Genomic DNA, 24,412 nt, shown 5'->3' on the forward strand with positions numbered 1-24,412 from the left:
ATGCTGATCCCGCGCAGGGTCAAGCACCGCAAGCAGCACCGGCCTGACCGCAGCGGAGCCGCCAAGGGCGGCACCAGGGTCGTGTTCGGCGAGTTCGGCATTCAGGCCGTTGAGCACTCCTACGTGACCAACCGCCAGATCGAGTCCGCTCGTATCGCCATGACCCGTCACATCCGCCGTGGCGGCAAGGTGTGGATCAACATCTACCCCGACCGTCCGCTCACGAAGAAGCCGGCCGAGACCCGCATGGGTTCCGGTAAGGGTTCTCCGGAGTGGTGGATCGCCAACGTCAAGCCCGGACGCGTGATGTTCGAGCTGTCGGGCGTGGCGGAGCCGGTCGCTCGCGAGGCGCTTCAGCGTGCGATCCACAAGCTCCCGATGAAGTGCAAGATCGTTAAGCGTGAAGTGGGTGAGGCGTGATGGCTAAGGGCCTGACCGCCGGCGAGCTGCGGCTCGAGGACGAGGAGACCCTCGTCCAGAAGCTGAAGGAGGCGAAGGAGGAGCTGTTCAACCTCCGCTTCCAGGCGGCGACCGGTCAGTTGGAGAGCCACGGGCGGCTGCGTGCCGTCCGCCGCGAGATCGCCCGTATCTACACCGTGATGCGCGAGCGCGAGCTGGGCATCGTCACGGTCGAGAAGGAGACGAGCGATGGCTGAAACTGAGACCACCGAGACCACCGCGGCCGCCGAGGCCGGCGACCAGCGGAACTTCCGCAAGGTGCGCGAGGGCCTCGTCGTCAGCGACAAGATGGACAAGACCGTCGTCGTCGCCGTCGAGGACCGCGTCAAGCACCGCCTGTACGGCAAGGTCATCCGCCGTACGACCAAGTACAAGGCGCACGACGAGGCCAACGCCTGTGGCGTCGGCGACCGCGTGCTGCTGATGGAGACCCGCCCCCTCTCCGCCACCAAGCGGTGGAGGGTCGTGGAGATCCTCGAGAAGGCCAAGTAAGGCCCTCTCGGATATACCGCGCCTCGTGGGGGCTCTCAGAGCCCCCATGACGGCGTCCAAGGACGCGGGGCCCATGCCCCGCGTCGCCTGCGGTGCGGCGCCCTGAGGGGCGCTGTGGCCGTGGGAACAAGACAATGCCAGGTTCCGCCAGGCTGCGCGAAAGCCCGCTTTCGCGCCCTCAGACACGGGCGCAGCACGATGCCTTTGTCGGGGGGTCGCAGGGGCGAGCCCCCGCGTGAGAACCGGCGCGACTATCAGGAGAAGACGTGATCCAGCAGGAGTCGCGGCTCAAGGTCGCCGACAACACGGGCGCGAAGGAGATCCTTTGCATCCGCGTTCTCGGTGGCTCGGGCCGACGCTACGCCGGTATCGGCGACGTCATCGTCGCCACTGTCAAGGACGCGCTGCCGGGCAGCACGGGCGTCAAGAAGGGCGATGTGGTCAAGGCCGTCGTCGTCCGCACGGTCAAGGAGCGCCGCAGGCCCGACGGCTCCTACATCCGCTTCGACGAGAACGCCGCGGTCATCATCAAGGACAGCGGTGACCCTCGCGGCACTCGTATCTTCGGCCCGGTCGGCCGGGAGCTGCGCGACAAGAAGTTCATGCGCATCATCTCGCTCGCCCCGGAGGTGCTGTAATGCCGAAGTCGCTGCATGTGAAGAAGGGTGACCTGGTTCAGGTCACCGCCGGCAAGGACAAGGGTGCCAAGGGCCGTGTGATCGCCACGCTGCCGCGCGAGGACCGCGTGGTGGTCGAGGGCGTCAACATGATCAAGAAGCACTCGAAGGAGACCCACCAGGGTCCGCGCGGCGCCAAGGCAGGCGGCGTGCAGACCATGGAGGCTCCGATCCACGTCTCGAACGTGAAGAAGCTCAAGGACGACAAGCCCGCCGACAAGAAGGCCGACGAGAAGAAGGCCGACGAGACGGGTGAGGACAGCTGATGACTGCCACGACCACTGAGACCGAGCGCCCGACGCCGCGACTCAAGACGAAGTACCGCGAGGAGATCGCGGCCCAGCTTCGCGAGCAGTTCGGCATCGAGAACGTCATGCAGATCCCCGCGCTGACCAAGATCAAGGTCAACATGGGCGTCGGCGAGGCGGCTCGCGACTCCAAGCTCATCGAGGGTGCCGTCCGCGACCTCACCGCGATCACCGGCCAGAAGCCGGCCGTCGTCCGGGCGCGCAAGTCCATCGCGCAGTTCAAGCTGCGCGAGGGCATGCCGATCGGCGCGCACGTCACGCTGCGCGGCGACCGCATGTGGGAGTTCCTCGACCGTCTGCTGGCGCTGGCCCTGCCCCGTATCCGGGACTTCCGCGGCCTGTCGCCCAAGCAGTTCGACGGCAACGGCAACTACACCTTCGGTCTGACCGAGCAGGTCATGTTCCACGAGGTCGACCAGGACAAGGTCGACCGCCCGCGGGGCATGGACATCACGATCGTGACCACCGCGAAGAACGACGACCAGGGCCGGGCGCTGCTGAAGCTCCTCGGGTTCCCCTTCAAGGAGGCCTGATCATGGCGAAGAAGTCGCTGATCGCCAAGGCGGGGCGCAAGCAGAAGTTCGAGGTCCGGGCGTACACGCGGTGCTCGCGCTGCGGCCGTCCGCGCGCGGTCTACCGCAAGTTCGGCCTCTGCCGCGTGTGCTTCCGCGAGATGGCGCACCGGGGCGAGCTGCCCGGCATCACCAAGTCGAGCTGGTAGGTAACCTGGTGGGCGGCCCTCGTGCCGCCCATCGGGCACTCATATTTCAGTAGAAGAAACAGGACGTCCTTCACAAGGAAGGGCGTTCGTGACCACGCCGAAGGTCCACCGGCAGAGCAGGGAGAGGTAGCCGAAAGGCGGACTCGACCATGAGAACTGCTTGGCCGACTGGAAACCGCGGCGAGGAAGGCCACTGGCCATGACGATGACCGACCCGATCGCAGACATGCTCACGCGTCTGCGCAACGCGAATTCGGCGTACCACGACAGCGTGTCGATGCCGTACTCGAAGATCAAGGCGCACATCGCCGAGATCCTCCAGCAGGAGGGTTACATTCAGGCCTGGACCGTCGAAGACGCCAAGGTCGGAAAGAACCTCGTGGTGGAGCTCAAGTTCGGGCCCACCCGTGAGCGGTCGCTCGCGGGCCTGCGCCGGGTTTCCAAGCCCGGTCTGCGGGTTTATGCGAAGAAGGACAACCTGCCTCGAGTCCTGGGCGGACTGGGCGTCGCGATCATCTCGACGTCCCACGGCCTCATGACCGACAAGCAGGCCGGCAAGCGTGGTGTGGGCGGGGAAGTCCTCGCCTACGTCTGGTAGAGGGGAGGAACACAGCATGTCGCGAATCGGTCGACTGCCCATCCCTGTGCCCAGCGGCGTAGACATCACGATCACCGGCCAGGATGTCCAGGTCAAGGGCCCGAAGGGCACGCTCACTCACTCGGTCGCCGAGCCCATCAAGGTGGCTCGCGACGAGGACGGCGCCATCGCCGTCACCCGGCCCAACGACGAGAACAAGGTCCGTGCGCTGCACGGCCTGTCCCGGACGCTGATCGCCAACATGGTGCAGGGCGTCACCCAGGGCTACTCCAAGTCCCTGGAGATCGTCGGCGTCGGTTACCGCGTCCAGGCCAAGGGCCCGACGCAGCTGGAGTTCTCTCTGGGCTTCAGTCACCCGGTCATCGTCGACGCCCCCGAGGGCGTCACCTTCCGCGTCGAGAAGCCGACCCTGTTCCACGTGGACGGCATCGACAAGCAGAAGGTCGGCGAGGTCGCGGCCAACATCCGCAAGTTGCGCAAGCCTGACCCGTACAAGGGCAAGGGCGTGCGTTACCAGGGCGAACAGATCCGCCGCAAGGTCGGAAAGGCTGGTAAGTAGGCATGGCTCCGAAGACTGCGTTCAGCAAGCACACGGCTGCCCGCACCGTCTCGCGGGCCCGCCGTCACCGCCGCGTCCGCAAGTTCGTCGTCGGTACGGCCGAGCGTCCGCGCCTGGTCGTCAACCGCTCGACCCGTCACATGTTCGTCCAGATCGTGGACGACTCCGTCGGCCACACGCTGGTGAGCGCGTCCACCATGGACGCCTCGCTGCGCTCGCTGGAGGCGGACAAGACCGAGAAGGCGAAGAAGGTCGGCGAGCTCCTCGCTCAGCGGGCCAAGGAAGCCGGGATCACCAAGGTCGTCTTCGACCGCGGTGGCAACCGCTACGCCGGGCGCATCGCCGCGCTGGCGGACAGCGCCCGCGAAGGCGGGCTCGAATTCTGATGACCGCAATTGAGATGAGGAACCACTGATGGCTGCAGCTCCGCGTCGCGGTGGCGGCACCGGTGGCGAGCGGCGGGACCGTCGTGACGATCGCCGCGGTGGCGCCGCCGACAAGGGCGTCTCGTACATCGAGCGCGTAGTGAAGATCAACCGAGTGGCCAAGGTCGTGAAGGGTGGTCGTCGCTTCAGCTTCACCGCCCTCGTCGTCGTCGGTGACGGCAACGGCCTGGTCGGCGTCGGCTACGGCAAGGCCAAGGAAGTCCCCGCGGCCATCGCCAAGGGTGTCGAAGAGGCCAAGAAGCACTTCTTCAAGGTGCCGAGGATCCAGGGCACCATCCCGCACACCGTGCAGGGCGAGGAGGCGGCCGGCGTCGTCTTCCTGCGTCCGGCCTCGGCCGGTACCGGCGTCATCGCCGGTGGCCCGGTGCGCGCGGTCCTGGAGTGCGCGGGCATCCACGACGTGCTGTCCAAGTCGCTCGGCTCGGACAACCCGATCAACATCGTGCACGCCACCGTGGCGGCTCTGAAGGGCCTGTCCCGGCCCGAGGAGATCGCCGCCCGCCGTGGCCTGCCGATCGAGGACGTGGCCCCGCCGGCCATGCTCAAGGCCCAGCGCGAGGGCCTGGCCGAGGCGGCGGCTGCGAAGGCGGTGAGCTAGTCATGGCACGCCTGAAGATCACTCAGGTTCGCTCGAAGATCGGTGGCAAGCAGAACCAGCGTGACTCGCTGCGTTCGCTTGGCCTGAAGCGAATCGGCGATGTCGTCGTCAAGGAGGACCGGCCCGAGATTCGCGGGATGGTCGCCGTGGTGACGCACCTCGTCGAGGTGGAAGAGGTCGACTAGTCATGACTGACAAGGCTCCGCTCAAGATTCACGACCTGCGTCCCGCCCCCGGCGCCAACAAGGCCAAGATCCGCAAGGGTCGCGGCGAGGCGTCGAAGGGCAAGACCGCCGGTCGCGGCACCAAGGGCAGCCACGCCCGCACGACGGTCCCCCTCGGTTTCGAGGGTGGCCAGGTGCCGCTGCAGAGGCGTCTGCCGAAGCTCAAGGGCTTCTCCAACGCCCTGTTCAAGACGACCTACCAGGTCGTCAACCTTGACAGGATCGGCGAGCTGTTCCCCGAGGGTGGCGAGGTCACCGTCGAGGCGCTGGTCGCCAAGGGTGCTGTTCGCAAGAACCAGCTCGTGAAGGTGCTCGGCACCGGCGAGATCTCCGTCGCGGTGAACGTTACGGCTCACGCCTTCTCGTCCTCCGCCAAGGAGAAGATCGCCGCCGCCGGTGGTTCCGTTACCGAGCTGTAAGAGCTATTACGAGGCGTGGGGGCTTTGACAATGGGCCCCCACGCCCGTAGTGCGTTAGAGTTCGCGAGACGGCAGGCTTCTGTCCGGCTCGTTTGACATGAGACTTCAGATGGCAGATCCCCGCACCATCGCTTACTCACACCGCCGTAAAGGCGCGCAGGAGGGACCGTGCTGACCGCGTTTACCCGGGCGTTCCGGACACCGGACCTGCGCAAGAAGTTGCTCTTCACCCTGGGCATCATCGCGCTTTTCCGTCTCGGCTCGGTTCTGCCGACCCCGGGAGTCCACGTCCAGAACCTCGCCGCCTGTTTCGACCAAGCCCGTAGCGGCGACACCGGCAACATCTACGGGATGGTCCAGCTCTTCAGCGGCGGTGCGCTGCTGAAGCTTTCGGTGTTCGCGCTGGGCATCATGCCTTATATCACCGCGAGCATCATTCTCCAGCTGCTCGTCGTGGTCATCCCACGGCTCGAAGCGCTGAAAAAGGAAGGCCAGTCCGGTCAGTCCAAGATCACGCAGTATACGCGTTACCTGACCATCGGGCTCGCGGTGCTGCAGTCCACGGCCTTCATCGCGCTGGCCCGCACCGGTCAGCTCTTCCCGAACTGCCAGCAGGACGTCCTGCTCGACCCCGACAACATCTTCATGATCGTGACGATGGTGGTCATCATGACCGCCGGCACGTCCGTGATCATGTGGCTCGGTGAGCTCATCACCGACCGCGGCGTCGGCAACGGCATGTCCATCCTGATCTTCACGCAGGTCGTGGCGGTCTTCCCGTCCGAGCTCGCCAACATCTTCCAGGCCAACAAGTTCACCTTCGCGGTCGTCATGGTCGTCGGCGTCTTCATGATCGCCGCGGTGGTCTTCGTCGAGCAGGCCCAGCGCCGCATCCCGGTCCAGTACGCCAAGCGCATGGTCGGCCGCAGGATGTACGGCGGCACCTCGACCTACATCCCGCTGAAGGTCAACCAGGCAGGCATCATCCCGGTGATCTTCGCCTCCTCGCTGCTCTACCTGCCACAGCTGGTCACGTCCCTCTTCTCGACCAGCGACAACGTGGTGATCACCTGGATCTCTCAGAACCTGGCCACGGGCGACACCCCGATCTACATGGCCACGTTCTTCCTGCTGATCATCTTCTTCACGTACTTCTACGTGTCCATTACGTTCAACCCCACTGAAGTCGCCGACAACATGAAGAAGTACGGTGGTTTCATTCCGGGCATCCGCCCCGGCCGTCCGACGGCTGAATACCTGAACTTCGTGCTCACCCGTCTGACCGCGCCCGGCGCGCTCTATCTGGGTCTGATCTCCATGGTCCCGATCGTCGCGCTGGCGATCGCCGGTGCGAGCCAGAACTTCCCGTTCGGAGGGACGAGCATTCTGATCATGGTAGGCGTCGGCCTGGACACGGTGAAGCAGATCGAGAGCCAGCTGCAGCAGCGTAACTACGAAGGTTTCCTGCGGTAGTGCGTCTCGTTCTGGTCGGGCCCCCCGGAGCGGGTAAGGGGACACAGGCCCAGTTCATCGCATCGAACCTGTCCATCCCGAAGATCTCGACAGGTGACATCTTCCGTGCCAACGTCTCGGGCGGCACGGACCTCGGCAAGCTGGCCAAGACGTACATGGACCGCGGCGACCTGGTGCCCGACGAGGTCACCATCGCCATGGTCCGCGACCGTCTGTCCGAAGACGACGCGCAGGACGGGTTCCTGCTCGACGGCTTCCCGAGAAACGTCGCACAGGCGGAGATCCTGCGCGACATGCTCAAGGACTGGGGCCAGGCACTCGACCTCGTGCTGGAGCTCGTCGTCGACGACGACGAGGTGGTCAGGAGACTGGCCGGCCGGCGCACCTGCAGCCAGTGCGGCCGCATCTGGCACGTGGAGTTCGACGACAAGAAAGACGACAAGTGTGACGCGTGCGGGGGCGCGCTGTTCCAGCGGGACGACGACAAGGAGGAGACGGTCCGGCACCGCCTGGAGGTCTACCAGGAGCAGACGGCGCCGCTGGTCTCCTACTACGCGGACGAGGGCATCCTGGTCGGCGTCGACGCGACCGGCCCGGTGGAAGAAGTCACTCAGCGGGCCATGGACGCGATCCGGCCCTTCATGGGCTGACGAAGCACGACGGATTCGCGGAGGTGGCACGGGTTTCCGTGCCACCTCGCGGCTATTGTGGGGGAATTGGGCCCCCATCGTGGCCCGTTGAGACCCTGGGGGGCAGAAGATGTTCAAACGCAACAGACACGGCATCCAGATCAAGTCGCCGGAGCAGCTGGAGAAGATGCGCGCGGCCGGCCTGGTGGTCGGGCGCACGCTCGACCTGCTCAAGCGGTCGGTCGAGCCCGGCATGACGCCCCTCGACCTCGACGTCATCGCCGAGAAGGCGATCAGGGAAGCCGGCGCGATCCCCTCGTTCAAGGGCTACCAGGGCTTTCCCGCCACGATCTGCGCGTCGGTGAACGACGAGGTGGTGCACGGCATCCCGACCAACGCCCGCAAGCTGCGCGAGGGCGACATCATCTCGATCGACTGCGGCGCGATCCTGGAGGGCTGGCACGGCGACTCCGCCGTCACGGTCCCCGTCGGCGAGGTGGACCCCAAGCTGACCGAGCTGATGCGGGTCACCGAGGAGGCCATGTGGCGCGGCATAGCCGCGCTGAGGCCCGGGCGGCACCTGTCCGACATCGGGCACGAGATCGAGCGTTACGTGAAGTCTCAGGGCCGCTACGGCATCCCTCCGGAGTATGGCGGCCACGGCATCGGCACCGAGATGCACATGGACCCGTGGATCGCCAACCACGGCAAGCCCGGCCGGGGCCCGGCGCTCGAAGAGGGCATGTGCCTGGCCATCGAGCCCATGGTCAACCTCGGCACCGAGCGGACCCGCGTGCTGGCCGACGACTGGACCGTGGTCACGATCGACGGCAAGCACTCCGCACACTTCGAGCACAGCGTCGCCGTGACACATAATGGTCCTTGGGTGCTGACCGCTCTTGACGGCGGCGAGGAGCGCCTGGCGCAATTGCAGAACTGACCCCGGGAGTGGGTGGGATGGCCAACAGCCCCGAGATGCGTGCCTCCGACGGCGACCGTGACCGGGTGGCCGCCATCCTTCGCGAGCACACCGCGCAGGGCCGCATCACGATGGACGAGTTCAACGAGCGGCTCGAAGCGCTCTACAAGACCAAGACCTACGGCGAGCTGGCCAAGCTGACGGCCGACCTGCCTGAGGTGGACCTGCGTCACCTGCCCGTCAAGGCCACCGCCGCCGACCCGGCCAAGAAGCAGGGGATGCACCCCGGCATGCGGGCCGCGTGGGCCGCGTGGGCCGCGGCCAGCGGCATCAACTGGGTCATCTGGTTAATCATCAGCATCACGTCCGGTGACCTGGTCTACCCGTGGCCGCTGTGGGTCATGGGGCCGTGGGGCATGATCCTGCTGATGAGCACCATCTTCGGGGACAACAAGCCGAAGAACGCCTAGGGGTTTGTGCACTAGTGCACTGTGTGCATTCGTGCGCAGTGCGGATATGTCCGGATTCCTAACGTGAGCGGTGTCGGGAACACGACTCACGGAGGAAACGACATGCGCAAGGTCTTCGCAGCCACCGCTCTCGCCGGCTCGATCGCGCTCACCGGTCTCGCCGTCGCCCCCGCCGCGCAGGCCGCCCCGGCTTCCGCCGGCGCGACCCGGGCCGGCGCCTCGCTGGGCGGCTGGGGCACGTACCACTCCGGCAACCAGAAGGCGTACACGTTCGGCAAGACGTTCCGGTCGGGCGGCCGGGTGCACACCCACTGGCACGGCAAGGAGTTCTCGCCGAGGAAGGGCTACGTCTGGTTCCGCTACGAGTTCAAGAACGGCGGCACCGGCAAGCGCTTCTACGGGTGGAACGGGTCGTACCAGCACAAGTGGAGCATCAAGGGGATCAAGAAGCTCTACACCTACACCTGCTGGGGCGGCAAGGCCACGTTCTGCGGCCCGTCGCACCGCATCTACTGACCCGGCCGTCACCGTCAGGGCCCGCCGAGCTGCTCGCGGCGGGCCTTCGGTCATGTCCGGAGAGGCGTCGGGCGGCCGGGGTGTCAAGCGACGCGGGTGTCGGGAGGCGCGGGTGTCGGGAGGCACGGGTGTCGAGAGGCGCGGGTGTCGAGAGGCGCGGGTGTCGAGCGGGTGCCGAGAGGTGCGGCGGGGCGGGCGTCAAGGGGCGTCGGGCATGACCGGCGTGGGGTACACTCGGACATGGTTGTGTCAGGACACCTGGCACGCGTTTCGCGTTTTTGGCTCAGGTGTCGTACACTCCTTAGTCGGCTCACTATGACTTGTCACGCGTCGGCGGTCTTTGCCGATCGCCGCTCTCTTCGAAGCGTGAAGGTCGCGGCTGCGTAGTGAACCGGAGCCTCAGACGACCGATCAGTGAAACGCGAGGAATTTTGGCCAAGAAAGACGGCGCCATCGAGATCGAGGGCACTGTGGTCGAATCGCTCCCGAACGCCATGTTCCGGGTGCAGCTCGACAACGGCCACAAAGTCCTGGCCCATATCAGCGGACGGATGCGGATGCACTACATCCGAATCCTCCCCGACGACCGGGTCGTCGTTGAACTGAGCCCCTACGACCTGAGTCGTGGGCGGATCGTCTACCGATACAAGTAAGACGTCTGAGGAACAAAGGACAATGAAGGTAAAGCCGAGCGTCAAGAAGATCTGCGACAAGTGCAAGGTGATCCGCCGGCACGGTCGCGTCATGGTGATCTGCGACAACCTGCGCCACAAGCAGCGTCAGGGCTAGTCGCCGCAAGGCTTCTCCGAGTCCGCCCCGTCAGGGTGCGGGCTCGACGCATGAGGAGCCTGTAACAGTTGGCGCGTCTCACACCTGAACAGGCGGCGAGCACCACGGCGCCCCGCGCGAGCGGAGCCCGGTGGCCCGGATCACCGGGCCGCGTGCCGAACCGTTCAGGAGACCCCCGGTCGGAGGCCGGGGCCCTCACCCCGGGCATGGGGAGGGGTAGTGCGGCGTAAGACCTCCGCCACAAAGAAGGAGAATGCCCGACCATGGCTCGCCTGGTTGGCGTCGACCTCCCCCGCGACAAGCGGCTGGAGATCGCTCTCACCTACATCTACGGAATCGGCCGCACCCGCGCCCAGGAGATCCTCCAGGCGACCGGCGTGAGCGGCGACCTGCGTGTGCACCAGCTCAGCGACACCGAGCTCGTCCCGATGCGTGACTACATCGAGGCGAACTTCAAGATCGAGGGTGACCTGCGCCGCGAGGTCCAGGCCGACATTCGTCGCAAGATCGAAATCGGTTGCTACCAGGGCATCCGGCACCGCAAGGGCCTGCCCGTGCACGGTCAGCGCACGCAGACCAACGCGCGCACCCGCAAGGGCAAGAAGAAGACCGTCGCCGGCAAGAAGAAGCCCGGTAAGAAGTAGTCCACGCAGCCGCGGGACCGAAGACCTCAGGAGTGAAGGCAAGCAATGCCTCCTAAGAGCCGCCAGGGTGCGCCTAAGAAGGTGCGCCGCAAGGAGAAGAAGAACGTCGCTCACGGGCACGCCCACATCAAGAGCACGTTCAACAACACGATCGTCTCGATCACCGACCCGAACGGGAACGTGATCTCCTGGGCCAGCGCCGGCCACGTGGGTTTCAAGGGCTCCCGTAAGTCCACCCCGTTCGCCGCCCAGATGGCCGCCGAGAACGCCGCCCGCCGCGCCATGGAGCACGGCATGCGCAAGGTCGACGTCTTCGTCAAGGGTCCCGGCTCCGGCCGCGAGACCGCGATCCGCTCGCTGCAGGCCACCGGCCTGGAGGTGGGTTCGATCCAGGACGTCACCCCGGTTCCGCACAACGGTTGCCGGCCGCCGAAGCGCCGCCGCGTCTGATTTAGCCCAGGAGATACAGAGAAATGGCTCGTTACACGGGCGCGGACTGCAAGCTCTGCCGTCGCGAGAAGACCAAGCTCTTCCTCAAGGGCAGCAAGTGCGAATCCGCCAAGTGCCCCATCGAGATCCGTCCTTACCCCCCGGGTGAGCACGGCCGCGGACGCCCCAAGGAGTCCGAGTACCAGCTTCAGCTTCGCGAGAAGCAGAAGACCCGCCGCATCTACGGCGTCCTCGAGAAGCAGTTCCACAACTACTACGAGGAGGCCGCCGGCCGGACGGGCAAGTCGGGTGAGGTGCTGCTCCAGATCCTGGAGAGCCGTCTCGACAACGTCGTCTACCGCGCCGGTTTCGCCCAGTCGCGCGACGCCGCCCGCCAGCAGGTCCGTCACGGGCACTTCCTGGTGAACGGCAAGAAGGTCGACATCCCGTCCTACCGCGTGCGCGAGCACGACATCATCGAGGTCCGCGAGACCAAGCGCAACCTGATGCCGTATGAGGTGGCCCGCGCCACCGCCGGCGAGCGCACGGTCCCCGCGTGGCTCGGCGTCGTGCCGGAGAAGCTCCGCGTCCTGGTTCACCAGCTGCCGGTCCGCCAGCAGATCGACACCCAGGTCCAGGAGCAGCTCATCGTCGAGTACTACTCGAAGTGAGCCTCGGTCGGGGTGCGGATTTCCGCACCCCGGCTACGCTTTATATCGGAGTGGCGTCATATAGCGGTCGCCACACGAAACAGGGGAGAACCCGCACATGCTGATCGCTCAGCGCCCGACTCTTCTCGAAGAGTCGATCGACGAGACCCGGTCCCGCTTCGTCATCGAGCCGCTGGAGCCGGGCTTCGGCTACACCATCGGCAACTCGCTGCGCCGCACGCTGCTGTCGTCCATCCCGGGCGCGGCCGTGACGAGCATCCGCATCGAGGGCGTGCTGCACGAGTTCTCGACGGTTCCCGGGGTCAAGGAAGACGTCACCGACATCATCCTCAACCTCAAGGAGCTCGTCGTCTCGTCCGAGCACGACGAGCCGGTCGTGATGTACCTGCGCAAGCAGGGCCCGGGTGAGGTCACCGCCGCCGACATCGCGCCGCCGGCCGGTGTCGAGGTGCACAACCCCGAGCTGCGCATCGCCACGCTCAACGGCAAGGCCAAGCTGGAGATGGAGCTGACCGTCGAGCGCGGTCGCGGCTACGTCTCCGCCGCCCAGAACAAGCAGCCGGGCCAGGAGATCGGCCGGATCCCGATCGACTCCATCTACTCCCCGGTGCTCAAGGTCACGTACAAGGTCGAGGCGACCCGAGTCGAGCAGCGCACCGACTTCGACCGCCTCATCCTCGACGTCGAGACCAAGCCCGCCATGAAGCCGCGCGACGCCGTGGCCTCCGCGGGCAAGACGCTCGTCGAGCTCTTCGGCCTGGCCCGCGAGCTCAACGTCGAGGCCGAGGGCATCGACATCGGCCCGTCGCCGACCGACGCCGCCCTGGCCGCCGACCTGGCGCTGCCGATCGAGGAGCTCAACCTCACCGTGCGCTCCTACAACTGCCTCAAGCGCGAGGGCATCCACACCGTGGGTGAGCTCGTCGCCCGCAGTGAGCAGGACCTGCTCGACATCCGCAACTTCGGCGCCAAGTCGATCGAAGAGGTCAAGCAGAAGCTGCACGAGATGTCGCTGGCGCTCAAGGACTCCCCGCCCGGGTTCGACCCGAGCGCGGTGGCCGGCGGCGGCTACGACGACGACGACAGCGCGTACGTCGAGACCGAGCAGTACTGATTCACCGTCAGCCCCCGCGTCTGATCGCGGGGGCTCAATAACGGACCGCGCCTGCGACCGCGGTCCGGCCCGACTCCGGTACCTGGTACGGCCGGGGCGGGTTAACCCAGGAGGAGAAAGACCATGCCCAAGCCCACCAAGGGTGCACGTCTTGGCGGCAGCCCGGCGCACGAGCGGCTGATCCTGGCCAACCTGGCCACGGACCTGTTCCGCCACGGCAAGATCCGCACGACGGTCGCGAAGGCCAAGCGCCTGCGTCCGCTGGCCGAGCGCCTGATCACCAAGGCGAAGAAGGGCGACATCCACAACCGGCGTCAGGTCCTGACCGTCGTTCGGGACAAGGGCGTCGTGCACCACCTCTTCACCGAGCTGGCGACGACGTTCGCCGAGCGGCCCGGTGGTTACACCCGGATCACCAAGATCGGTGCGCGTAAGGGCGACAACGCGCCCATGGCGGTCATCGAGCTGGTGACCGAGCCGCTGAACGGCGTCACGACCCGCCGCGTCGAGGCCCCGGCCGCCGCCGCGCCGGCCGCGACGGAGGAGGAGACCAAGGCCGAGGCCCCCGAGGCCGCCGCCGAGGAGACCCCCGCCGCCGAGGCTCCGGCCGCCGAGTCCGCCGAGTCCGCTGAGTCCGCTGAGGCTTCCGAGGCCAAGGCCGAGGCTCCCGAGGCGAAGAAGGACGAGGCCTGATCCGTCAGGCCGCGTGAGTGTGCCTGATCTTTGAGGCCGCATGAGACGGGCCCGGACCCCCTGACGGGGGTTCGGGCCCGTCGCCATTCCTAGGAGGATCATCGTGGTACGGCTCCGCCTCGATCTCGCGTACGACGGGACCGACTTCTCGGGCTGGGCCAGGCAGCCGGGGCTGCGCACCGTGCAGGGGGAGATCGAGCAGGCGCTCGGCCGGATCCTGCGCCTGGGCGGGCCCGCCATGCTGACCGTGGCCGGGCGCACGGACGCGGGGGTGCACGCGCGCGGGCAGGTGGCCCACGTGGACGTGCCGGAGGCCGCGCTGGGGGAGCTCGACGGGAACCGGGGGCCCCTGGGCGTGGACGAGCGGCTCTCTGCGCTCGTGCGGCGGCTCGGCGGTGTCCTGGAGCCGGACGTACGCGTTCACCGGGTCACGGTGGCTCCTGAGGGCTTCGACGCCCGGTTCTCGGCGATGTTCCGGCGGTACGCGTACCGGGTGAGCGACGCCGCCGGCGGCGTGGACCCGCTGCTGCGGCGCGAGGTGGTCTGGCACAACCGGCCGCTGAACCTCGCCGCGCTGAACGCCGCCGCCGCGCTGCTGCTCGGCGAGCACGACTTCGCGGCGTACTGCAAGCGGCGCGAGGGCGCCACGACGATCAGGGAGCTGCAGCGGCTGGAGTGGGCCCGCCGGCCCGACGGGGTGCTGGAGGCGACCGTGGTGGCGGACGCGTTCTGCCACTCGATGGTGCGGGCGCTGGTCGGGTCGTTGCTGGCGGCCGGCGACGGGCGGCGGCCGGTGGAGTGGCCGGGCGAGGTGCTGGCGCGGGGCGTGCGTGACTCGGGGGTGCACGTCGCGCCGGCGCACGGGTTGTGCCTGGAAGAGGTGGGCTATCCGCCGGAGCCGGAACTCGCCGCGCGGGCCCTGGCCACGCGGCGAGTGCGTACGGCCGGCTCAGCCCTTGGTGGCGCGGCGCTCGAGGACGAGTGACAGCTCGTCCCTGAACGCGCCGCTGACCTTGGGCAGCGTCTTGTCATCCGGCTTCGGGGTGCGGCCGTCGGCGTGGGTGGCGTAGCTGAACACGATGTACCTGCCCCAGACCAGGCCCGCCGCGTAACCGCCCGCGATGTGCACGCGCTCGCCGCCCGAGCCCGCGGCGCCGGGCAGCCCGCGGAACCAGACGTTGCGGCCGAGGTCCTTCGCCCCGTCGGCGGTGGCGGCGGCGTTGTTGTCGGGCAGCACCGCGATGCCGGTGGTGACGGCGTAGCGGCGCTTGCCGTCCACGTACGTCGCCCGCAGCACCCGGCTGCACTTCTGCTCCTTCAGCGCGTCGGCGAACGCGCCGGTGGCCGCCTTCTCGCAGGTCGTCTCCATGTCGGCCTTGACCCGGGTGAACGTCGTGCCCGCCGCGCTCACCTTCTTCTTCGGGAACGCCTCCGACAGCGACAACTTCTGCGGGTCGGTCGCCTCCGAGTCGAGGACGGACGTGCCGGCTGCCGTGCCGGACGCGTCGGTGGACGGGGTGGCGGCCGGCGTCGAACTCGCCGCCGGCGTCGGTGACGTCGTGATGCCGGCGGCGGCCGTGGGCGTCGGCGCGCTGACGGCCTGGAAGGCGAAGAAGCCGCCCGTCGCCACGCCCGCCAGGGCCAGGGCGCCCACCGTCACCAGCAGGGCGCGCTTGCTCTTGGGCGGCGGGGGCGGAGGTGGGGGCTGGGTCTGGAACGGAGGTTGCTTGAACGCGCCCGCCGGGAAGGCCGGGGCGCCCTTCTGCTGCTGTGCGGGCAGGTTCAGGGAGGTGGAGGGGCGCTGGCCCCAGGTGTCTCTGGAAAACGGGAGCTCGGGCAGTTTGTCACCGGTTGCGGGTGTGGGGGGCCAGACGGGTACGTCGCCTGGCTCCGGTGGACGGGTGGACGGATTCACCGGCGGCCGGCCCGCCGGGTCGGTGGGCGGGCCGTCCGGATCGGTCGGGTCGGCCGGGTTGGCGGGGCCTTCGGAGGCTCTGACGCCTCTGAGGTCTTTGTCTTCCTTGGAGTCTTTGGGGCCGTTCGGCTGACCGGCGGGGCCGGTGGCCGGCTCGGCGGGGTGGCCGGTCGGACCCGCTGCCGGGTCGGTGGGGTGGGCGGTTGGAGCGGTGGCCGGGCCTGCGGTGGGGCTGTCGGCTGGGCCGGTCGGGGTGGTGGCCGGGGCGGCTGGACCGGCTGGGGTGGTGGTTGGGCCGGCGCCTGCGGTGCCGGCTGGGGTGCCGGCTGGGGTGGCGGCCGGGGTGGCGGCGCCGCGCTTGGCCGCCTCCGGGTCGAAGTAGTGGGCCGGGTGGTTGCCTGGCTGGGGCAGGGCCGGGCGGGTGATGTCCTCGTGCGTGTAGGACTCGGCCTCGTCCTGGTCGGCCGCCGCCACGGGGATTGCGAGGGGGGCACCGCTCTGCCCGCCCTCGGCGCCGGGGCGACCGGTCTCCGTGGGGTCGGTGGGGTAGGCGTCCTGCTGGTCGGGGGCGCCCGGGCGCGGGGACGGCGGTCGGACGGCACCCTGAGCTTCGGGTCGGACGGCACCCTGAGCTTCGGGTCGGACGGGGCCCTGGCCTGCCGGTCGGGTGGCGTCCTGGGCTCCCGGGCCGGTGAAGCCTTCTGAGGCGGTGGCGTTCGGGTCGAAGGGCGGAGGGAGGCTCGGCTCGTCCGGCTCGGCCTCCAACTCGCCCGTGGCGGCGGGCCAGGGCGGCATGGGGTGCGGGTCGGTGACGGGTGCGGGCCACACCGGCATGCCGGCCGCGGCGGCGGTGAACGCGGGCGGCGGCTCCCAGGACGGAGCGCCCGGCACCGGGTTCGCCGGCCAGCGGCTCGTCTGCCGGCCATGGTCTTCCATGGGCTCGTTCCACGGGCGGATGTCACGCAGGCGTCCCGGCCGGGTCCGGTCGTCCTCCCCTTGGGCCGGAGCCTGGGCAGGACGCACCTGACGCGGCTCCGTGTGACCGGACTGCGGGTGGCCCGGCTGTGGGTGGCCCGGCTGTGGGTGACCGGGTTGCGGGTGATCGGGCTGCGGGTGACCTGGGTGTGGCTGGGCCGGGTGGGCCTGGAAGTGGGCCTGTCCGGGCCAAGGCCGGCCGGCCTCGGGCGTCCCGAACGGCGGGTGACCCGCTGCCTCGGATGCGCCCAATGGTGGGTGGGCCTCGGCCGTCCCGAATCGTGGGTGACTTGCCGTCTCAGCCGCGCCGAACGGTGGGCGGGCCTCGGATGTGCCGAATGGTGGGTGGGCCTCGGGCGCGCCGATCGGTGGGTGGTCGGCTGCCTCGGGTGTCCCGAACGGTGGATGGCCGGCCTCGGGCGCACCCGATGGCGGGTGGGCCTGGGGCGCCCCGAAGGGCGGGTGGTCGGCCTGAGACGTGAAGAAGTGCCCGGGGGCGGCGGCCGGGCCGCTCGGTCCCTGGCCTGTGGGCGGATCGAAGGGCGGCCGGCCTGTGGCCGGAGTGAACGGCTCCTCGCCCGCGGGAGGAGCGAACGGCCCCGGAACTGCGGGCGGGGCGAAAGGGGCCGGGCCTGCGGGTGCGGCGAGAGGCCCCTGACCCGTGGGTGCGGCGAATGGCTGCTGGTCGGCGGGTGGGCCGAACGGCTCCTCGCCCGAGGGGGGAGCGAACGGCTGCCGGCCTGCGGGCGGAGCGAACGGTCCTTGACCGGCGGGTGGAGCGAATGCTCCTTGGGCCGGGGGTGAAGCGAACGGCCCTTGGGCTGCCGGGGCGAAGGGGCCCTGGCCCGAGGACGGAGCGAAGGGGCCCTGGCCCGAGGACGGAGCGAAGGGGCCCTGGCCCGAGGGCGGGGTGAAGGGGCCCTGGGCCGGGGTGGAGGGGGCCTGGGTGGTGGCCGAGGTGAGGAGAGGGGGAGCGACGTTGGGGTGGGTGGGGTCGGAGAACCAGTCGTAGGCGGCGTCGCCGCCCGGCACCTCCCACGACGGGGTGCCGGGCGGCTCTTCCTGATCGGGCATGTCGGACGGCGCTCCCCGGAAGGCGGGAACGGTGGAGCGCGTCTCGGCATCCGCCGCCTCGTCGGATGGAGTGATCGCCGGTGGGACGTCTCGCCCGTGGGTCTGACCGAAGCTCGGCGGTGGCGTCGCGGGGACGGCCGAGCCATCGGCCTGCCTGCGATCGTGCTCAGACCCGGGTTCCTGGCCACGCATAGCTGGAGCCTAGCGAGAGTAGCGAGATCGTTATGTCGGTATGGATGTTCCCAGGAGCATCAGGCGTCCCGTTCGTCACTTTTGGCGCGCAAAGCCGGTCAGCTCAGCGCGCTGCCGGTCATCGCACGATGCTCCAGGGCCACGAACACGGTGGACTTGGTGATGTCGTTTATGGCCTGGGAGATCCGCTTCGCCCCCTCCGAGTCGGGCTTCGTGCCGTCCTTGTTCTGGAACCAGACCAGGACCGCGTAGTGGCCGAACGCCGAGATCTGCGCGCCCCCGCTGCCCGAGCCGAGGAACTTCGTCACGGTGTCCTTGCCGGCCAGCGGCTTGACGTAGTTCTTGGAGTCGCCGACCTTGGCGACCTTGCTCGCCTGCTTGCTCGAACTGAGGTTGGCCACGCCGACCGTGCCGATGATCTTGCCGTCCTTGTCGCGGAAGCTCGCGCGTACGTACTGGGTGCACTTGGCGGACTTGAGCGCCTTCTGGAGGCCGTCGCCGAGTGCGCCGTCGGTGCACTTCTTGTCCTTGCTGGTGATCGTCATCTCGTAGCCGCGCTTCGAGACCGTGAACTTCTTCTTCGAGCCGAAGAGCTCCTTGACCGAGATCGGGTCGGGGTCGGTCTTGCGCTCGGCGGCGAAGCCGTACTTTCCGGGCGGGGCCGACGGCAGCGGAGCGCTGGTCGGGCGGGTCGCGGCGGTCTGCGCGGTGACCGGGTCCTCGACGTTGTACATCAGGTAGAGGCCGCCGCCGAGCAGGCCGAGCACCGCCACACCGCCGATGGAGGCCCACAGCGGGCCGCGCGAGCGGTGGCCCTCGTCGTAGGGGCTCCAGCCGACCTTGCTCTGTGGCGCCCGCGTGGAGTCGCCGGGGGCGCCCTCGTCGGCCGCCTTGCGGTCCCTGCGGGAGCGGCGGCCCTTGCCGGTCGAGCCCGCGTCGTCGGCGAACGGGTCGGGCTCGGGGGCGTCCGCCCCGAACGCGCCGGGGCCGGAGGTGTCCGCGCCGAAGGGGTCGGAGCCGGCGTTGCCGGCGCGGCGGCGTCCGGGCTTGCGGCCCTCGCCGCCCCGGCCGGAGGCGGAGCCGGGGGTGTCGTCCCCGGGAGCGCCGGGGCCGGAGGGGCCCGAACCGGAGGGCCCGGAGGAACCGGGGCCGGAAGGGCCGGAGGGGCCAGGGCCGGAGGAACCGGAGGAGCCGGGGCCGGAAGGGCCGGCGCCGGGAGGCCCGGAGGGGCGGCCGTCGGGGCCGGGGCCCGTGCCGGTTCCGGATGCGCCGGCGCCGGGCATGCCGAAGGGGTCGCCGCCGAACGGGTCACCACCGAAGGGGCGTCCCGGCTGAGGGCCGCCCGACTGTGGCCCGCCGCCGGACTGGGGCCCGCCGGGCTGGGGTCCACCGGGCTGAGGCCCGCCGGGCTGAGGCCCGCCGGGCTGAGGCCCGCCAGGCTGAGGGCCACTGGGCTGAGAGCCGCCGGGGCCGCCGTACGGCCTGCCGCCCGAAGCGCCGCCGCCCGAGGCCCCGCCGCTCATGAAGAGGCTGCCCGCGGACTCGCCGCCCCCGGGCCCTCCCGTACGGCCGTCGCTCCGGCCCTCCCCGGACCCGCCCGGCCCGAAGAAGCCGCCCCCGGGCTCACCCGCACCGGGCCCGCCCGCGGAACCGCCGTTCGAGGAGAAGAAGCCGCCGGAGTCGCCGGCGCCGGGCCCGCCCTGGGAGGCGGCGGGGGAGAAGAAGTCGTCGCCGGGCCGGTTGGAAGGGGCGCCGCCGCCGAAGAGGCCGCCGCCGGGCTCGCCGGCGCCGGCGCCGCGCTGGGAGGCGCCGGAACCGCCCTGGGAGGCGGCGGGGGAGAAGAAGTCGTCGCCGGATCGGTTGGAAGGGGCGCCGCCGGAGAAGAAGTCGCCGCCCGGCTCGCCGGCGGGGCCGCCGCTCGACGGGCCGCCGCTCATGAAGAGGCTGCCGGCGGACCCGCCGCCGGCCGGGGCGCCGGGGAAGGCGTCGGTCCCGGGGCCGCCGCCGGGCGTGCCCGAGGGGCCGCCGGCGGGTGTGCCGCTGGTGAAGGGGTCACCGTCGGGCGCGCCGCCGGGGCGCTTCTGGGCGCCGCCCATCCCGTAAGGGGCGCTGCCCGTACCGTGGTCGCGTTCCCCACTACCGTTGGAAACCATGCGGCGACATTACCGTGATGTTCGTCATTGGGTTCCGAAGTCCTGAGTCCACCATGGACCTCCGGGCCCCGAGGCGACGCCGACGCCGATGGCCTTCAGGCGGCAGTTCAGGATGTTCTGGCGGTGGGCGGGATTGTCCATCCAGCCGCGAATGGCCTCGTCCGGAGTGGTGTATCCGGCGCCGATGTTCTCGGCCGCGCCCCAGTGGTATCCGGCGCGCTCCATCCGGTCCCAGGGCGTGGAGCCGTCGGGGGAGTTGTGGTCGAGCAGCCCCGTACGCGCCATCTCCAGCGAGTGCGTACGGGCCGAGCGGGTCAGCCCTCCGTTCACCCGCAGCGGCCCGCACCCGTGCCTGGACCTGGCGGAGTTGGTGAGCGTGACGACCCGGGAGGCCATGCCCGTCAGCACCCGCACCTCCTCGCCTCCCTCGCCGCCCTCGTCGAGCATCGCGGGATCGTCGTGCGCGTTGAAGCCGGGCACCTGGTCCTGCGACGACCTGGCCGGCCTGGGGGTGGGGGTGGTGCCGCGCGGGACCTTCCTGGTGGTGACGCCCCGGGGGATGCGCTCGGCCTGCGGCTGCGCCTTCCTGGCCGGCGTCGGGGCGGGGTTGGCGGAGGCGGCGGCGGGTGGGGCGGTCTCGTGGAGGTAGATGTGGCCGGTGGGCTCCGCGTCGTCGGTCATCCGGCCGATCAGCACGCCCGTGAAGAGCACGGCCAGCATGAGGCAGACGAGCATCCCCAGGTGGCTCCGGCGCCGAAGGCCGCGCTGGGTTTGCCGGGTGTGAGTGTTCCGCCACATACCGCCGCTAACGATAGAGATGTCTGGTCCTGGGAAAGAAGGGGTCCCAGGGAAACGAAACCGAACCGTTCTGCGTCAGGTAGACTCATCGGCGGTTACCGGTCTTTTGACCTGCACGCCTTCGGGCGGGTAACGTAGTCGTCTGTTGTGTGCATAGGTCCAGCGTGACCAATGCGCGGCGCGTCCGGCGTCATCTCCCGTGTTGCGGAGACGGAAGGTCCGGGCCGTCGTGTGCCCGCACCGACCGACCAATGTAGCTGTCGCATCCGACAGCGCCGAAGACGCGAGCATAAAGAAGGCTACGACCGTGCGCACGTACTCACCGAAGCCCGCCGACGTCCAGCGTCAGTGGTACGTCATCGACGCGACCGATGTCGTGCTGGGCCGGCTGGCCAGCCACGTCGCGACCCTGCTCCGCGGCAAGCACAAGCCGATCTTCGCCAACCACGTTGACACCGGTGACTTCGTCATCGTCATCAACGCGGACAAGATCGCGCTGAGCGGCAACAAGCTTGAGCAGAAGAAGGCGTACCGCCACTCGGGTTACCCCGGCGGTCTGCGTTCCGTCAGCTATGGCGAGCTCATGGAGAAGCGGCCCGAGAAGGCTGTCGAGAAGGCCGTCAAGGGCATGCTGCCCAAGAACTCCCTCGGCCGGAAGATGGCCAAGAAGCTGAAGGTCTACGCGGGTTCCGAGCACCCGCACCAGGCCCAGCAGCCGGTGCCGTTCCAGATCACCCAGATCGCCCAGTAGTAGACCTGCGGGGGGACACCCCTCCGCGCCCTCCGGGGTTACCGAGTTTCGAAAGATTTAGAGGAGAACCGTGGCTGAGCCCACCGGTGTCGAGACGGTCGTCGAGGCCGAGCTGGAGGACCTCTCCGGCGAGGACTTCCCGTCCGAGTACACCACCGAGTCCGCCGCCAGCGCTGACGCTCCCGTGCGCAAGCCCGTCACCACGGGCAACTCGTACGGCACCGGCCGCCGCAAGGAGGCGATCGCCCGCGTGCGCATCGTCCCCGGCAGCGGCAAGTGGACGATCAACGGTCGTTCGCTGGACGTCTACTTCCCGAACAAGGTCCACCAGCAGATCGTCAACGAGCCCTTCGTGGTGCTCGGCGCCGAGGAGGCGTTCGACGTCATCGCGCGCATCGACGGCGGCGGCGTGACCGGCCAGGCCGGCGCGCTGCGCATGGGCCTGTCCCGCGCGCTGGCGATCCTGGACGTCGAGGTCAACCGCCCGCCGCTGAAGAAGGCCGGCTTCCTGACCCGTGACGCCCGCGCCACGGAGCGGAAGAAGTACGGCCTCAAGAAGGCCCGTAAGGCTCCGCAGTACAGCAAGCGCTAAATTGGGGCGCCTTTTCGGCACCGACGGGGTACGCGGGGTCGCTGGTCGCGACCTCACGGCCGAGCTCGCCATGGATCTGTCCGTGGCGGCGGCCCACGTCCTCGGCGATGCAGGCGCTTTCGCCGCCACCGGACGCCGTCCGGTGGCGGTCGTGGGCCGGGACCCGCGTGCCTCGGGAGAGTTCCTCGAGGCCGCCGTGGTCGCCGGCCTCGCGGCGTCTGGAGTGGATGTGCTGCGCCTCGGCGTGCTGCCCACCCCGGCCGTCGCGCACCTCACCGCCGCGCTCGGCGCCGACCTCGGCGTCATGCTGTCGGCCTCGCACAACCCGGCGCCCGACAACGGCATCAAGTTCCTGGCGCGCGGCGGCTTCAAGCTGTCCGACGCGGTCGAGGACGAGATCGAGCGGCGACTCGGCGAGGAGTGGAGCTTCCCCGTCGGCTCCGGCGTGGGCCGCGTGCGCGACGCGTACGGTGAGGCCGACCGCTACATCTCGCACGTCCTGACCACGATGACGGCGCCGCTCGACGGCCTGAGCATCGTGATCGACTGCGCCCACGGCGCCGCCCACATGGTGGCCCCGGAGGCGCTCGTGCGCGCGGGCGCCAGGGTCGAGGCCATCGGCGCCCGGCCCGACGGGCTCAACATCAACGCCGGCCACGGCTCGACCCACCTGGACAAGCTCCAGCAGGTGGTCGTCTCGCGCGGGGCCGACCTGGGCGTGGCCTACGACGGCGACGCCGACCGCTGCCTGGCCGTGGACCACACGGGCGCGATCGTCGACGGCGACCACATCATGGCCATCCTGGCCGCCGCCATGCACGGCGACGGGCTGCTGGCCAAGGACACCGTGGTCGCGACCGTGATGTCCAACCTGGGCTTCAAGCTGGCCATGCGCGACGCGGGCATCACCGTGGTGGAGACCGCGGTGGGCGACCGCTACGTGCTGGAGCGGATGAAGTCCGACGGCTTCAACCTGGGCGGCGAGCAGTCGGGGCACGTCATCATGCTCGACCACGCCACCACGGGCGACGGCCTGCTCACCTCGCTCCACCTGCTGGGCGTGGTGGCCAAGTCGGGCGTGCCGCTGAAGGAGCTGGCCTCGGTGATGACGCCGCTGCCGCAGATCCTGATCAACGTCAAGGGCGTGGACAAGGGCAAGGCCTCCGTGCCCGAGCTCGTCGCCGCCGTCGCCGAGGCGGAGGCCGAGCTGGGGGAGACGGGGCGGGTGCTCATTCGTCCCAGCGGGACCGAGCCGATGATCCGGGTCATGGTCGAGGCCGCCTCGGAGGAACACGCCACCCAGGTGGCCGGCCGCCTGGCCGACGTCGTACGCACGGCCTGCGTCTGAGATCTGCCGACGACGGCCCGCGGAACGTTCCGCGGGCCGTCGCCGCTTTACTCGTCGCCGGTGAGGGAGAAGGAGCGCAGGCGGTGGCCGGCCCACAGGACGGCGGCCACCGTGACGGCGAGCAGGGCCGGTACGGCGAAGCCCAGCGTGACGTCGGACTTGAAGAAGGGCGAGTCGGTGAGCTGGTCGGCGATCGACTGGCCCCAGTGCTGGATGGAGAACTTGCGGGCCCCCGGGATGAGGTTGCCCACCAGGCTCTCCCAGACCAGGGCGTAGACGATGCCGATGGTGACCGCGTGCCGGGTGACGATGCCGAGCAGCAGGAAGACGGCGGCGTAGGCGATGCCGGCGACCAGGGTGCCGACGGCGAAGCCGGCCGCGATGCCGTCCTCACCGCGTACCAGGAGCCAGCCCGACACGTACGTCGGCACGGCGGCGAAGAGCGCCAGCAGCGAGGCCGCCACCAGGAACTTCGTCTGGACGATGACCGGGCGGGAGATCGGCTTGGACATCAGGTGGATGATGGTGCCGTCGTCGATCTCGGGGGCGATGACGCCCGTGCCGGCGATCAGGCCCAGCAGCGGCAGCATGGTGCCGATGGCGAAGTTCTGCAGCAGGAGCACGGCCGTGCGCTGGTCGCCGTTGCCGAAGACGCGGAACAGCACGGCCAGGCCGATCAGCGCGAGCGGCAGCAGCAGGAGCAGGATGATCCGCCGGCGGCCCAGGAGCGCGCGGTAGGTGATGCCCGCCACCACGGTGTTCATGG

33 protein-coding genes are annotated in these 24,412 nt (G+C 69.4%); 29 read left to right on the forward strand and 4 right to left on the reverse strand.

Features of this window, described 5'->3' with window-relative positions; all coding sequences use genetic code 11:
* From rplP to truA, 26 genes are all read left to right on the forward strand, one after another.
* A complete protein-coding gene (gene rplP, locus IO39_RS16920; protein ID WP_020542304.1) occupies positions 1-420 on the forward strand; it encodes a 50S ribosomal protein L16 in 420 nt (139 codons plus the stop codon).
* A complete protein-coding gene (rpmC, locus tag IO39_RS16925) occupies positions 420-656 on the forward strand; it encodes a 50S ribosomal protein L29 (RefSeq protein ID WP_043623744.1) in 237 nt (78 codons plus the stop codon). Before rplP ends, rpmC begins: the two co-directional genes overlap by 1 nt.
* Positions 649-951 carry a 30S ribosomal protein S17 gene (gene rpsQ, locus IO39_RS16930; protein WP_043623449.1) on the forward strand — a complete coding sequence of 101 codons (303 nt, stop codon included), beginning with the start codon at positions 649-651 and terminating at the stop codon, positions 949-951. Before rpmC ends, rpsQ begins: the two co-directional genes overlap by 8 nt.
* A gap of 266 nt (positions 952-1,217) precedes the next feature.
* Positions 1,218-1,589, forward strand: coding sequence for a 50S ribosomal protein L14 (gene rplN, locus IO39_RS16935; protein ID WP_043623452.1), 372 nt, complete (start codon positions 1,218-1,220; stop codon positions 1,587-1,589).
* Between the two features lie 11 nt (positions 1,590-1,600).
* Positions 1,601-1,894 carry a 50S ribosomal protein L24 gene (rplX, locus tag IO39_RS16940; RefSeq protein WP_245642029.1) on the forward strand — a complete coding sequence of 98 codons (294 nt, stop codon included), beginning with the start codon at positions 1,601-1,603 and terminating at the stop codon, positions 1,892-1,894.
* Positions 1,894-2,469: a 50S ribosomal protein L5 gene (rplE, locus tag IO39_RS16945; protein WP_043623458.1), complete on the forward strand. Its 576-nt coding sequence runs from the start codon at positions 1,894-1,896 to the stop codon at positions 2,467-2,469. Before rplX ends, rplE begins: the two co-directional genes overlap by 1 nt.
* A gap of 2 nt (positions 2,470-2,471) precedes the next feature.
* Positions 2,472-2,657 carry a type Z 30S ribosomal protein S14 gene (locus IO39_RS16950; protein WP_020542298.1) on the forward strand — a complete coding sequence of 62 codons (186 nt, stop codon included), beginning with the start codon at positions 2,472-2,474 and terminating at the stop codon, positions 2,655-2,657.
* 199 nt (positions 2,658-2,856) lie between these two features.
* On the forward strand, positions 2,857-3,255 hold the full coding sequence (rpsH, locus tag IO39_RS16955) for a 30S ribosomal protein S8 (RefSeq protein ID WP_020542297.1): 399 nt from the start codon (positions 2,857-2,859) through the stop codon (positions 3,253-3,255).
* Positions 3,256-3,271: 16 nt separating this feature from the next.
* Positions 3,272-3,814: a 50S ribosomal protein L6 gene (rplF, locus tag IO39_RS16960; RefSeq protein ID WP_043623462.1), complete on the forward strand. Its 543-nt coding sequence runs from the start codon at positions 3,272-3,274 to the stop codon at positions 3,812-3,814.
* A 2-nt stretch (positions 3,815-3,816) separates the two neighbouring features.
* The gene (gene rplR, locus IO39_RS16965; protein ID WP_043623465.1) at positions 3,817-4,200 is read left to right on the forward strand and encodes a 50S ribosomal protein L18; all 384 of its coding nucleotides are present in this window, start codon (positions 3,817-3,819) and stop codon (positions 4,198-4,200) included.
* A gap of 28 nt (positions 4,201-4,228) precedes the next feature.
* A complete protein-coding gene (gene rpsE / locus IO39_RS16970) occupies positions 4,229-4,858 on the forward strand; it encodes a 30S ribosomal protein S5 (protein WP_043623468.1) in 630 nt (209 codons plus the stop codon).
* Between the two features lie 2 nt (positions 4,859-4,860).
* Positions 4,861-5,043 (forward strand): 50S ribosomal protein L30, encoded by a 183-nt coding sequence (rpmD, locus tag IO39_RS16975; RefSeq protein ID WP_020542293.1) that lies wholly within the window; start codon positions 4,861-4,863, stop codon positions 5,041-5,043.
* Between the two features lie 2 nt (positions 5,044-5,045).
* Positions 5,046-5,501 (forward strand): 50S ribosomal protein L15, encoded by a 456-nt coding sequence (gene rplO / locus IO39_RS16980; protein WP_043623471.1) that lies wholly within the window; start codon positions 5,046-5,048, stop codon positions 5,499-5,501.
* 168 nt (positions 5,502-5,669) lie between these two features.
* Positions 5,670-6,974, forward strand: a complete 1,305-nt coding sequence (secY, locus tag IO39_RS16985) for a preprotein translocase subunit SecY (protein ID WP_043623473.1) — start codon at positions 5,670-5,672, stop codon at positions 6,972-6,974.
* On the forward strand, positions 6,974-7,624 hold the full coding sequence (locus IO39_RS16990) for an adenylate kinase (protein ID WP_043623475.1): 651 nt from the start codon (positions 6,974-6,976) through the stop codon (positions 7,622-7,624). The genes secY and IO39_RS16990 overlap by 1 nt, the downstream gene beginning before the upstream one ends.
* A gap of 109 nt (positions 7,625-7,733) precedes the next feature.
* Positions 7,734-8,543, forward strand: coding sequence for a type I methionyl aminopeptidase (gene map / locus IO39_RS16995; protein ID WP_043623477.1), 810 nt, complete (start codon positions 7,734-7,736; stop codon positions 8,541-8,543).
* A gap of 17 nt (positions 8,544-8,560) precedes the next feature.
* Entirely contained in the window at positions 8,561-8,992 is a 432-nt protein-coding gene (locus IO39_RS17000; protein ID WP_043623480.1) for a DUF1707 SHOCT-like domain-containing protein, read from the forward strand.
* Positions 8,993-9,094: 102 nt separating this feature from the next.
* The gene (locus tag IO39_RS17005; protein ID WP_043623483.1) at positions 9,095-9,508 is read left to right on the forward strand and encodes a hypothetical protein; all 414 of its coding nucleotides are present in this window, start codon (positions 9,095-9,097) and stop codon (positions 9,506-9,508) included.
* Positions 9,509-9,939: 431 nt separating this feature from the next.
* A complete protein-coding gene (gene infA / locus IO39_RS17010; RefSeq protein ID WP_012887858.1) occupies positions 9,940-10,161 on the forward strand; it encodes a translation initiation factor IF-1 in 222 nt (73 codons plus the stop codon).
* Positions 10,162-10,183: 22 nt separating this feature from the next.
* A complete protein-coding gene (gene rpmJ, locus IO39_RS17015; protein ID WP_003956441.1) occupies positions 10,184-10,297 on the forward strand; it encodes a 50S ribosomal protein L36 in 114 nt (37 codons plus the stop codon).
* A 263-nt stretch (positions 10,298-10,560) separates the two neighbouring features.
* Positions 10,561-10,941, forward strand: a complete 381-nt coding sequence (rpsM, locus tag IO39_RS17020; protein WP_043623489.1) for a 30S ribosomal protein S13 — start codon at positions 10,561-10,563, stop codon at positions 10,939-10,941.
* Positions 10,942-10,986: 45 nt separating this feature from the next.
* Entirely contained in the window at positions 10,987-11,391 is a 405-nt protein-coding gene (rpsK, locus tag IO39_RS17025) for a 30S ribosomal protein S11 (RefSeq protein ID WP_020542285.1), read from the forward strand.
* A 23-nt stretch (positions 11,392-11,414) separates the two neighbouring features.
* Entirely contained in the window at positions 11,415-12,041 is a 627-nt protein-coding gene (gene rpsD / locus IO39_RS17030) for a 30S ribosomal protein S4 (protein ID WP_043623492.1), read from the forward strand.
* A 97-nt stretch (positions 12,042-12,138) separates the two neighbouring features.
* A complete protein-coding gene (locus IO39_RS17035; RefSeq protein WP_043623495.1) occupies positions 12,139-13,155 on the forward strand; it encodes a DNA-directed RNA polymerase subunit alpha in 1,017 nt (338 codons plus the stop codon).
* A 123-nt stretch (positions 13,156-13,278) separates the two neighbouring features.
* Positions 13,279-13,848, forward strand: a complete 570-nt coding sequence (rplQ, locus tag IO39_RS17040; RefSeq protein ID WP_043623497.1) for a 50S ribosomal protein L17 — start codon at positions 13,279-13,281, stop codon at positions 13,846-13,848.
* Positions 13,849-13,951: 103 nt separating this feature from the next.
* Entirely contained in the window at positions 13,952-14,833 is an 882-nt protein-coding gene (truA, locus tag IO39_RS17045) for a tRNA pseudouridine(38-40) synthase TruA (RefSeq protein ID WP_043623500.1), read from the forward strand.
* Here the strand turns inward: truA and IO39_RS52655 are convergent.
* The 3 genes from IO39_RS52655 to IO39_RS50710 all read right to left on the reverse strand — a co-directional run bounded on the left by IO39_RS52655 (position 14,798) and on the right by IO39_RS50710 (position 20,892).
* On the reverse strand, positions 14,798-16,699 hold the full coding sequence (locus IO39_RS52655) for a hypothetical protein (RefSeq protein ID WP_157548490.1): 1,902 nt from the start codon (positions 16,697-16,699) through the stop codon (positions 14,798-14,800). The genes truA and IO39_RS52655 overlap by 36 nt on opposite strands.
* Positions 16,700-18,102: 1,403 nt before the next feature.
* Complete coding sequence (locus IO39_RS54495; RefSeq protein ID WP_157548493.1) at positions 18,103-20,157, reverse strand: hypothetical protein; 2,055 nt, start codon at positions 20,155-20,157, stop codon at positions 18,103-18,105.
* A gap of 24 nt (positions 20,158-20,181) precedes the next feature.
* On the reverse strand, positions 20,182-20,892 hold the full coding sequence (locus tag IO39_RS50710) for a CAP domain-containing protein (protein ID WP_052423008.1): 711 nt from the start codon (positions 20,890-20,892) through the stop codon (positions 20,182-20,184).
* Positions 20,893-21,262: 370 nt separating this feature from the next.
* Between IO39_RS50710 and rplM the strand changes: the two genes are divergently transcribed.
* From rplM to glmM, 3 genes are all read left to right on the forward strand, one after another.
* Positions 21,263-21,706, forward strand: a complete 444-nt coding sequence (rplM, locus tag IO39_RS17070) for a 50S ribosomal protein L13 (protein WP_043623506.1) — start codon at positions 21,263-21,265, stop codon at positions 21,704-21,706.
* Between the two features lie 70 nt (positions 21,707-21,776).
* Positions 21,777-22,298 carry a 30S ribosomal protein S9 gene (gene rpsI / locus IO39_RS17075; protein ID WP_043623509.1) on the forward strand — a complete coding sequence of 174 codons (522 nt, stop codon included), beginning with the start codon at positions 21,777-21,779 and terminating at the stop codon, positions 22,296-22,298.
* A gap of 1 nt (position 22,299) precedes the next feature.
* Complete coding sequence (gene glmM, locus IO39_RS17080) at positions 22,300-23,646, forward strand: phosphoglucosamine mutase (RefSeq protein ID WP_043623513.1); 1,347 nt, start codon at positions 22,300-22,302, stop codon at positions 23,644-23,646.
* A 47-nt stretch (positions 23,647-23,693) separates the two neighbouring features.
* Here the strand turns inward: glmM and IO39_RS17085 are convergent, their stop codons facing one another.
* The gene (locus IO39_RS17085) at positions 23,694-24,410 is read right to left on the reverse strand and encodes an ABC transporter permease subunit (RefSeq protein WP_043623516.1); all 717 of its coding nucleotides are present in this window, start codon (positions 24,408-24,410) and stop codon (positions 23,694-23,696) included.
* Positions 24,411-24,412: the final 2 nt, after the last annotated feature.

This window comes from Nonomuraea candida, from assembly GCF_000725485.1.
GTDB classification, from domain to species: Bacteria; Actinomycetota; Actinomycetes; order Streptosporangiales; family Streptosporangiaceae; genus Nonomuraea; species Nonomuraea candida.